This window comes from Neoaquamicrobium sediminum (assembly GCF_040970315.1).
GTDB lineage: Bacteria > Pseudomonadota > Alphaproteobacteria > Rhizobiales > Rhizobiaceae > Aerobium > Aerobium sediminum.
Genome location: NZ_JAZHFV010000017.1, coordinates 23345 through 33340, shown reverse-complemented (window position 1 = coordinate 33340; position 9996 = coordinate 23345). Strand labels below are relative to the sequence as shown.

Sequence of the window (9996 nt, the reverse complement as noted above, 5' to 3'; positions counted from 1 at the left end):
GGTGGTCGGGGTCCACATGACATTCTCCAGGCAGGTCAGCAAACCGCTTGGAATCATGCGAACCTCGACCGCTCAACCCTTTTCGAAACGGCCTCTTAGCGGGGGTTTCACCTTCGCAGCCGAGCACGAAGTACGCATGCTCAATAAGGGACCTGAAGGCCAACCGATGCAATTCGATCCCGCGTTCATCAAGATTGAGCCGGGCGACAGCGTAAAGTTCATAGCCACAGACAAAGGTCACAATTCTGAATCAATCCTCGAAATGATTCCAGAAACCGCAGAGGTCTGGAAGGGCAAGATTAACGAAGAGATTGTCGTGACTTTCGATGTGGAAGGGATTTACGGCTATAAGTGTATGCCGCACTTCGGACTTGGCATGGTCGGCATCATCCAGGTCGGCGATAGCACGGAGAATTTGGACTCGGCCGAGACGGCAAAGCTGCCAGGACGGGCCAAGACGCGCATGGCGGAATTAATCGCGCAGGTCAGCAGTGATGGTGCCGAAGGCGACGGTGCCGGAGCGGCAGATTAAGTTTCGAAGCGGTTGCGCCTTCTGCGCGCAACCGCCACCGCCGTTAAAAAATGGAGCAGTTGCATGTCACCAAAACAGACTACGTCAGGATCCGACCAGTCAGCCGAAGAAGACAAGTCCATCAGCCGCAGACGCCTGCTTGTAGGGTCGGTGGGCGCGGTCGGGGGGTTGGTTGCGGCTGAAGCGGCTTTAGCTCAGACTGCTGGCGCGCATTCCGCGCATACGGGTGGCGCGCCGGCCGATGGGACGCAGATGGCGCAGCACAGGACGTATCCAGGAAGTCTCAGCAACCGGATCTATTCAATCAATCCGGTTCATCCTGATATGGCCGACATTGCTGAAAATCCCACCAACATACCTCCTCCCCTCACCCGACGTGAGCCGGCGACCGTCCGAGTCGATCTCGAAACGAAGGAAATTGAGGCCCATCTGGACGATAAGGCCATGTTCCGTTTCTGGACGTTTAACGGCAATGTGCCTGGTCCTTTTGTACGCGTGCGGGTGGGCGATCAGGTGGAGGTTCACCTAAAGAACCCCGAAGACAGCTGGATGATGCACAATGTGGATTTCCATGCCTGTACAGGCCCCGGCGGTGGCGCGGGCGCAACCACGGCCGCCCCGGGCGAGGAGCGCTCTTTCACTTTCAAAGCACTAAATCCCGGGCTTTATGTCTACCACTGTGCGGTCCCCCCGGTCGCTCTCCATATAGCCAACGGCATGTATGGCCTCATTCTCGTCGAGCCTGAGGATGGCTTGCCGCCCGTTGATCGCGAGTTCTACGTCATGCAGGGCGAAATCTATACCGAAGAGCCATTCGGTAGCAGCGGGCTGCTGACGGAGAGCTATGACAAGCTGCTCAACGAGCGACCTGAATATTTCGTATTCAATGGGCATGTCGGGGCGCTGACTGATCACTATCCGCTGAAAGCGCAGGTAGGCGAGACAGTGCGAATATTCTTCGGCGTGGGAGGGCCAAACTATACGTCGGGCTTCCACGTCATAGGGGAGATTTTTGACAAGGCCTATCAGCTTGGCTCAGTCACAAGTCCTCCCATCACAGACGTCCAGAGCATCTCGGTCCCACCCGGCTCCGCCAACATCGTCGAATTCAAATGCGAGGTGCCCGGCCGGTATGTTCTGGTGGATCACGCGCTGTCCCGCGCCGAACGCGGGCTCGCCGGTTATTTGATCGTCGAGGGTCCGGATAATCCGGATGTTTTCAACGCTCCTCCGAATCCTCACGATAGCGGCCACTAGTATATCGCCAGGAGCGCTTGACTGACCGCTCCGGTTAACGTCGACGCAGGGCGCAAGATGATATCCGCGCCCTGCGCATGTTTTCTGACTGCTGGATTACGCGTCGTGCACAGTCAGATTACCCCCAGGGCACGCATCGCCTCGGCAACTCGCACAAAACCAGCGATGTTTGCGCCCTGGACATAGTCGCCGGCCACGCCGTAGTCCCGTGCCGTTTCTGCACAGGTGTCATGAATGTTTTTCATGATTTCTGCCAGCCGGTGCTCGGTTTGCTCAAAGGTCCAGCTGTCGCGGGAGGCATTCTGTTGCATTTCCAGCGCCGATGTCGCCACGCCGCCAGCGTTTGCGGCTTTTCCCGGGGCAAATAGCACGCCAGCTTCCTGAAAGATGCGAACCGCCTCTGGTGTACAGGGCATGTTGGCGCCCTCTCCTACGGCGACCACACCATTCTTCACCAACGTCCGTGCGTCCTTTCCAGTCAATTCGTTCTGGGTCGCTGATGGCATGGCGATATCGCAGGGAACGTCCCAGATGCACCCAGTGTCAATATAATTCACCCCCGTTCCTTTCAACCGCGCGTACTCGGAAATGCGATCACGCCGGACTTCCTTGATTTCCTTCACCAACTCAAGGTCAATGCCGTTTTCATCGACCACATAACCATTAGAGTCGGAACAAGTGATAACCCTCCCGCCGAAATCGAGGATCTTCTCCATCGTATAGATGGCCACGTTTCCTGATCCTGAGACCGACACCCGCCGCCCCTCAAAAGAAGTACTATTTGCAGCTAGCATCCGTTCTACGAAATATACCGCGCCGAATCCGGTGGCTTCTTTGCGGGCCCGCGAACCGCCATACGGTAATCCCTTGCCCGTTAGAACACCTGCTTCGTAGCGGTTTGTCAGACGCTTGTACTGTCCAAACAGGTAGCCAATTTCGCGACCGCCAACGCCGATGTCGCCCGCGGGAACATCCGTATGCTCGCCGAGATGGCGGAAGAGTTCCGTCATGAAGGATTGGCAAAAACGCATGATCTCCCGGTCTGAGCGTCCACGTGGATTGAAGTCGGCGCCTCCTTTGCCTCCACCGATCGGTAAGCCGGTGAGCGCATTTTTGAAGGTCTGCTCAAACCCAAGGAATTTGATTATCCCAATGTTGACCGAGGGATGAAACCGGATCCCACCTTTGTACGGTCCAAGCGCGGAGTTGAACTGCACTCGGAAACCGCGGTTGATCTGCACTTGACCGGCATCATCGATCCAGGGGATTCGAAAGATGATCTGACGCTCCGGCTCGCAAATGCGCTCGATCAGAGCATCCGACGCATAGGCCGGGTGTTTCGCGACAACCCGGCCGAGGCTTTCAAGAACCTCGCGCACGGCTTGGTGGAACTCCGGCTCGCCTGCATTCCGGCGCAGAACCTCACCCAGAATGGCTTCGAGTTTCTCATCGATTTGCGTCATTGGCATAACTCACTTGTACGCGCCTCCTCCGGCAGTAGACGGCTGAACCGTAGATTTTGAGGGGTGGATTCGATTCCCACTGACGCCGACCGCGCCGTTATCCTAGCTGATCCGTGAAACACATATTTGTGCTCGCGCAACTTGATTGTCGCCGCACCGGCCCCTCGACTATCATTAAGACAGTGTGCCGCGCTGGAAAGAGGCGGTCTGAACCATGAGCGGCAGCGAAATCCGGATGGCGGGTCTCTTAGCCTGTCAATGCACCTTCGTTGGCGGGACGCGCCAATCGGGCGAATTTCGCCAGAACGCCGCGCGTATAGCGCGGCGGCGGTTGGGTCCATGCGGAGCGCCGGTGCGTCAGCTCAATGTCGTCGACATGCAACTGCAAGAGCAGCTTGTGGGCATCAATCGATATGATGTCGCCCTCTTCGACAAGTGCTATCGTGCCCCCCAAGTGGGCTTCCGGCGCGACGTGGCCGACGACCATACCCCATGTGCCGCCTGAGAAACGTCCGTCGGTAACGAGACCGACCGACTCGCCCAGGCCACGCCCCACCAGCGCGGAAGTAGGCGCCAGCATCTCCGGCATTCCTGGGCCCCCCTGTGGACCGAGATAACGCAGCACCATCACGTCGCCGGGTGCTATGCGATCGGCAAGGATTGCCTCAAGTGCAGATTGCTCGTCGTCGAACACACGTGCCGGACCCATCATGACAGGATTCTTCAGCCCGGTGATCTTTGCCACTGCGCCGTCCTGCGCAAGGTTGCCTCTGAGGATCGCAAGGTGGCCCTCGCGGTAGAGCGCCCTGTCGATCGGCATAATGACGTCTTGATCGGCTCGGGGCGAGTCCGGCACTAGATGAAGTTCCTCCGCAAGCGTTCGCCCCGTGATGGTCAGGCAATCTCCATTCACCAATCCCGCGTTGAGCAGGACCTTCAGCACCTGCGGAACACCACCGGCTCGGTGAAGGTCGACGGCCATGTACCTGCCAGATGGCTTCAAATCGCAAAGAACTGGCACCTTGCGGCGTACACGCTCGAAGTCGTCCAATGTCCAGTCGATGCCGGCGGCATGCGCGATGGCAAGATAGTGCAGCACCGCGTTGGTAGAGCCACCCAATGCCATGATTACCGCAACTGCGTTTTCGATCGACGCGCGCGTGACTATATCGAGCGGCCGGATCTTCTTCTTCACCGCCTCCACCAAGACGCGTCCCGACTCGGCCGCGCTCTCGATTTTTTCGTGATCCGGATTTGCCATCGTCGAGGAGAACATCAGCGACATACCAAGTGCCTCGAAAGACGAGCTCATCGTATTGGCTGTGTACATTCCGCCGCATGAGCCAGTGGTCGGACAGGCATTGTGTTCGATGCCGTCGAAATCCTCTTTGCTTAGCTTACCTGCCATGAATGCGCCGACCGCCTCAAAGGCCGAGACAATTGAAAGCTCCTGGCCCTTCCAGTGTCCGGGTTTGATCGTGCCGCCATAGACATAGATTGCCGGCACATTGGCTCGCAGGATTCCGATCAACCCACCGGGCATGTTCTTGTCGCAGCCGCCCAGCACGAGGATGCCATCCATCCATTGACCCTGAACTGTAAGCTCTACGCAATCAGCGATCACCTCGCGCGACACCAGTGAATACTTCATGCCTTCCGTGCCCATCGACATCCCGTCAGAGATCGTCGGGGTGCCAAAAACCTGCGGATTAGCACCAGCAGTCTTGATCGCGCCTACCGCCGCGTCCGCAAGCGGCTGAAGCCCGGCGTTGCATGGTGTAATGGTCGAGTGGCCGTTGGCTATGCCGATCATCGGCTTGTCGAAATCATCCTGTTTGTAACCCAACGCATAATACATCGCGCGGTTTGGCGAGCGGGCTACTCCTTGAGTAATGTAGCTGGAGCGTTCGTTGATTTTCATGAGCTCTTCAGATCCTTTTTGATCAACGGATGAGTTCTTCTCACGGCATATCTGCACTGCGGCGACGATACTTGGGGTTTGGCTCCACCTCATCCACCGTACATGAGTGCCGAGGTGTTGGCACTATTCCCAGCCGGAACGCAGGCGGACCCAACTTATGCAGACGGACATCAGAGGATTTCAAACTCTCGCCTCCGGCACGAATAGGTTGCCACGTGCTGGAAGGATGAAAGCAGCCGGCTGTGCTCGCACGCCACGTACAACACCCGCGATCTCCAATGCCCCTAAAGGGCCCGTCGAACAGAGCAAGGCACCACCGGCTGTCGTCACGGACTCTGCCTAGCTTCTCTGATGGTCAGTGGTTGGTCGGCCATACATCACAGCTAACGCAGAGCGCACGCCGCGAGTTCAACAGCCGGCATGTGCCGGTTCGTTCATGGGCGATCCTTGGGCCGAACGCTGCTGATCGTGTCGGCATCGCCGGCCAGCGCAGCGACCAGCGCCACCACTCAGTGGAGCCCTTTCACGGTCGATGCAAACGCAAGAACTCCCACTGCCCTTTGCTTTGAGCCGATAGAGTGCGCGGCACGTCCGCCGCGGGGAGCGGGCGGTCAAACAGATAGCCCTGTCCTATGCTGCAGCCACGTGCCCGCAGGTATCGGGCCTGCTCGACCGTCTCGATGCCTTCAGCGACTGTCTGCATGCCCAGCCGCTTTGCCATCTGAAGCACGGCATCAATCACGGCGGTTGCCTTTGGGTCGCTTGCGTCAATCCGCTCGATGAACGACCTATCGATTTTGATCACATCGACGGGAAATTCTTGAAGATGTGTCAGAGAGGCATAGCCCGTCCCGAAATCATCCAGCGCGACCATGACGCCCAGTGTCCGCAACTCTCGCAACATGCGTGAAACCTCGGGGCCGAGTTGGCCGATCAGTACAGTCTCTGTCACCTCGATATCGATGGCAGAGAGGCTTTGCCCCGCTACGTTTGCATGTGATTGGAGCCTGTCAGCCAACGCGTTCTGCCGGAAATCGGCCGCCGACACATTCACTGCGATGCGGCCTGGATTTATGCCTGCCGCCTGCCAGTCTGCGATGTCGGTAAAAACGCGTGCAAACATGCGATCTGTCAACTGAACGGCGATCTCACTATCGAGAAATGCCGCCGCAATCTCAGACGGCGGCAGTATCTCATTGTTCAAGCTGCGAATTCGCAGCAGCGCCTCCCACCCCATCACGCGGCCTGTGCGCAGGTCGATCTTAGGTTGGTAGAAGGGGATGATACGATCCTCCTCCAGCGCCTGCCTTGCCAACTTCAGCATGTTCGAACGTCGTTCTGCAGCACCCTTTAACGACGGCGTGAATTCAAGCACGGTTCCTGGCATCTGCTCCTTGGCCGCATAGAGCGCCAGATCTGCAGCGATCAGGAGCTCGGCGGGATCATCTCCATCGCGCGGCCATATGGCGACCCCAGCAGTGAAATTAACGGGAACCCGCAAGTCCCCAAATAGAATTGGCTCGGCCAAAGCAGCCGAAACACTGTCCATCGGTCCGGCATACGCATTTGGAGTGGCAAGCTCCGGCAATATGATCGCAAATTCGTCCCCCCCTAGTCGCGCCACGGTCGCTTTCTCGGGCAGGCTGCCAAGCAGGCGCTCAGCAGTATTCTCCAACACCCGGTCGCCAGCGGCATGCCCCAAGGTGTCATTGAGTTCCTTGAAGTTGTTCAGGTCGAGCACGATCAGGGCGACGCAGTGGCCATCCTGTTTTGCGGCATCAATGGCAACCCGCTTTCGCTCCTGATAGAGTGTGCGATTGGGCAGTTTCGTCAGTGGGTCGTGATGCGCCGCCCAGTTCAGCTCGGCCTCGGCGGTCTTCTGTTGGGTGATGTCAAGCATGGAGCCGACAAGCCGAACGGGCTGGCCGTCGTCGTTGCGAACGATGACACACCGTGTTCTGATTTCAATCCAGTGGCCGGAGGCGACACGGAACCTGTACTCTTCATGCCAGTAAGCCGCCCCTCCTTCCAGTGCTGCTGACTGGCTCGTCAGCACTCTGGGGCGATCCTCGGGATGGATGCGATCGAGCCACCAATCACGGTCGGTCCGGTCTTTGAGTTCCGGGTACCCCAATACCTTCTTATAGGCACCTGCCCATGTGGCGCGCTGTTCCTCGAAGGACCAATCCCAGATAACGTCGCTCGTTGCGCGAGAAGCAAGACGATAGCGTTCTTCACTGGCGCGAAGCGCGTCTTCGCCCTGGACTTGCTCGTGGACATCCTCAAGGCTTCCATACCAAGCGACCACTTTGCCTGCAGCATCCCGGCGCGGTTTGGCGCGTGCACGGAACCATCGATAGGAGCCATCAGCCATTCGTAGGCGATAGCGGACATCGGCACGTTCGGGGTCTTCTGCGTCGATGGCCGCACCCCAGAGCTGTTCCACGGAGGGTAGGTCATCGGGGTGAACAACGTCAGCCCATCCTGCACCGCAACCTGCTTCACGCGGTAGCCCGACCAGTTCTTCCCAAAGAGGCGCTATCTCCGTTACGTTCCCTTTCGGGTCGGCGACCCATGCAATCTGGGGGTTCAGCTCAACGTAGGCCCTATGGTGATCTTGTGTCTCGCGGAGCGTTTCCAAAGTTTGGATCAGACGGCGCTGTTCTTCCGCCGTCGCCCTCGATAGTCGCTCCGAATGCCACGTGTAGGTTATCGCCGCTCCAAGCATGAACAGGAAGACGGCAACCACCATGGTGGCAAGCTCGTCAACTGACGCGATCCAACCATCCAGCTCGACAGGCGCGGCAACCGTCACGATTGTCACACCCGACATTGCAATGAAATGAAGTGACACGACCGCCGCGAACAATGCCGCTGCCGCAGGCCACGCGAAAATCTGATCTTTCCACCTGACGAGGAGGTGGCCAGCTCCCGCAGTCAAAACCAGACCAACAGCGATCGCCAATGCGCTCGTCAGGTGATCATGCACAACAATCCCACCAAGACGTAGCGCATGCATGTCCACAAAGTGAGCTACCGCAACGCCAACACCAGCTATGGCACCGGCCAGCAATCCCCGTTCCCGGCCATGCAAAATCAGACCGCCCGCGAGAGTGAATGCACCTGTGAGCAAGAGAGAAAGAAGAGCAACGATTAGATCGAAATGTATGTCGAGATCGCGTCGATAGCCCAGCATTGCCGTGAAATGAGTGGACCACACACCAAGCCCAGCGATTATGGCGGCGAGGATTAGCCAGCCTCGCTGCTTAGAGACGTCCGCCTTCATGCTATATTGTGCTATGGCGGACCCAGTCAGGGCTGAAAGTGCACAGATGCCGATGGCCAACCCCACGAAGCGCAGGTCGTGATCATGAACAATTGTTTCATAGACAGTTTGCATCCGCCACTCGTCACGTGCTCTCAGCCCTACATAACATGCCCGGGTTTACAAACTCCAAGAAGAAAGCAGCCGTGGGGACGCGGGCGAAGCGCAGACTTCACGCGGACTATTCGCCGACCGGCGCCGCCTGGAGCAGCGCATCGACGAGGTGACGAAGAAGATCGCCGCAACTGCGGACCGAGAAGATATCGCCTACCGGCGGAGATTCATGGCCGCTTCCAGTGTGGCGTCGGGAGGGACATGATCAATTCCTGAGTTATAATCCGACCACTCTCATCTACGATCATTATCAATTCGCGATCGTGATGGCGGAAGGACAAGCGGTGCCTGCCCTCATCCTCGCCGCTCCCACGCTCGACGCGCCCTCGGATGGCCCCGCGCCGCATCTGCCTGAGAAAATACTCCACGGCGAACTTCATTGCGCGTGCGGCTACGGCGGCATCAATTTCGGGTATCCCGTCCACTAGGCGAACCACAGACATTTCAACATCTTCCGAAATAGGTTTCGTCCCAGCCAATAGCCCCATGAACTCCGCTGTTCATTGAGCAGGCGCAAGGATGCCAGAATTTGCTGTTCCATCGCGACTACATGGTCTGGATTTTCCCCCCTTCGCCTTTTGTGGGCGCAAAGCCAGCTTGTTTGCTCCAACTCAAGCAGCGCACGGCCGAACCGGTCTGGCCTCAAACGTAGCAAATAGAAGCTCCAGGGCGCTTTCGCGGATTTTCAGCCGTCAAGGAGCACGCCTCCGCTCGGTGATCTTCGCGACAGCTTCGCGCTTGAACTCGTCACTGGAATAGCCGGTCCCCTTCATGGCCTCCTTGCCTCAAAGCTCGGGAAGAAGGCGTCCACAAATCTAGGGGCTATTCAACGTGCTGCTCCGATGACAGATCGATACCCGTCGATTCAGCCGATGGAGCATCGCTCGCACGCTCGTTCTTTAGCGGCTGAAGAAGCCAGGTCAACACGTTTGACGGGAGCTTCAAGGAGCTGTCTCGATTGCTATTTGCTGCAACTCGTAGTAGAAATACCGGCGAGGAGTGGACGGGGGCGAGCGGACGGAGAACGAGATGACGGAAGATGAACTTCTGACACTCTTAGATCATGCCGCTGGATATAGGCAGATTCTGCATGAGATCCTCTTCGATCTTTCCACGACCGATGCGACGCAACAGCTGCCATCCAACGATGAGCCGCAATTTTATGGCCGGTCGCAGAATGATCTCACTGCACTTGGAGAGAGACTGCTCGGCCGCTAGCCACCCCACTGGCCAGGAACTTGTTAGCTTTGAATCCGTTTCCGGCTTATGGTCTGGCCGGCTCCAAAATCGTTCATCGGAAAGGCGGCACTGAGGCTCCTTGTGACTTCGGTGGGGATGTTCTTGGGCGTTCTTGTTATGATGCTCGTGTTGATTCAGTTATTGT

General features: G+C 57.7%; 7 protein-coding genes. 3 read left to right on the top strand and 4 right to left on the bottom strand.

Features of this window, described 5'->3' with window-relative positions; translation table 11 throughout:
• Window positions 1-55 precede the first annotated feature (55 nt).
• Together V1479_RS25260 and nirK are read left to right on the top strand one after the other, a co-directional pair.
• The gene (locus tag V1479_RS25260; RefSeq protein ID WP_438620915.1) at window positions 56-532 is read left to right on the top strand and encodes a pseudoazurin; all 477 of its coding nucleotides are present in this window, start codon (window positions 56-58) and stop codon (window positions 530-532) included.
• Between the two features lie 63 nt (window positions 533-595).
• Window positions 596-1789 (top strand): copper-containing nitrite reductase, encoded by a 1194-nt coding sequence (gene nirK, locus V1479_RS25255; RefSeq protein WP_368805274.1) that lies wholly within the window; start codon window positions 596-598, stop codon window positions 1787-1789.
• A 113-nt stretch (window positions 1790-1902) separates the two neighbouring features.
• Here the strand turns inward: nirK and gdhA are convergent, their stop codons facing one another.
• From gdhA to V1479_RS25235, 4 genes are all read right to left on the bottom strand, one after another.
• Window positions 1903-3252, bottom strand: coding sequence for an NADP-specific glutamate dehydrogenase (gene gdhA, locus V1479_RS25250; RefSeq protein ID WP_173193935.1), 1350 nt, complete (start codon window positions 3250-3252; stop codon window positions 1903-1905).
• 247 nt (window positions 3253-3499) lie between these two features.
• Window positions 3500-5173, bottom strand: a complete 1674-nt coding sequence (gene ilvD / locus V1479_RS25245) for a dihydroxy-acid dehydratase (protein ID WP_368805273.1) — start codon at window positions 5171-5173, stop codon at window positions 3500-3502.
• A gap of 523 nt (window positions 5174-5696) precedes the next feature.
• Window positions 5697-8573 (bottom strand): bifunctional diguanylate cyclase/phosphodiesterase, encoded by a 2877-nt coding sequence (locus tag V1479_RS25240; RefSeq protein ID WP_368805272.1) that lies wholly within the window; start codon window positions 8571-8573, stop codon window positions 5697-5699.
• A 206-nt stretch (window positions 8574-8779) separates the two neighbouring features.
• The gene (locus V1479_RS25235; RefSeq protein ID WP_368805278.1) at window positions 8780-9055 is read right to left on the bottom strand and encodes a DUF6522 family protein; all 276 of its coding nucleotides are present in this window, start codon (window positions 9053-9055) and stop codon (window positions 8780-8782) included.
• A gap of 586 nt (window positions 9056-9641) precedes the next feature.
• On the opposite strand from V1479_RS25235, the gene V1479_RS25230 reads away from it, so the two are divergent.
• Window positions 9642-9830: a hypothetical protein gene (locus V1479_RS25230; RefSeq protein WP_173193927.1), complete on the top strand. Its 189-nt coding sequence runs from the start codon at window positions 9642-9644 to the stop codon at window positions 9828-9830.
• The last annotated feature ends 166 nt before the right edge of the window (window positions 9831-9996 follow it).

Bases quoted from the DNA above. Each gene is read 5' to 3' on its own strand.
- nirK (WP_368805274.1), top strand. From the start codon at position 596: ATGTCACCAAAACAGACTACGTCAGGATCCGACCAGTCAGCCGAAGAA.
- V1479_RS25235 (WP_368805278.1), bottom strand. From the start codon at position 9,055: ATGTCTGTGGTTCGCCTAGTGGACGGGATACCCGAAATTGATGCCGCC.
- V1479_RS25230 (WP_173193927.1), top strand. From the start codon at position 9,642: ATGACGGAAGATGAACTTCTGACACTCTTAGATCATGCCGCTGGATAT.
- ilvD (WP_368805273.1), bottom strand. From the start codon at position 5,173: ATGAAAATCAACGAACGCTCCAGCTACATTACTCAAGGAGTAGCCCGC.
- V1479_RS25260 (WP_438620915.1), top strand. From the start codon at position 56: ATGCGAACCTCGACCGCTCAACCCTTTTCGAAACGGCCTCTTAGCGGG.
- V1479_RS25240 (WP_368805272.1), bottom strand. From the start codon at position 8,573: ATGCAAACTGTCTATGAAACAATTGTTCATGATCACGACCTGCGCTTC.
- gdhA (WP_173193935.1), bottom strand. From the start codon at position 3,252: ATGACGCAAATCGATGAGAAACTCGAAGCCATTCTGGGTGAGGTTCTG.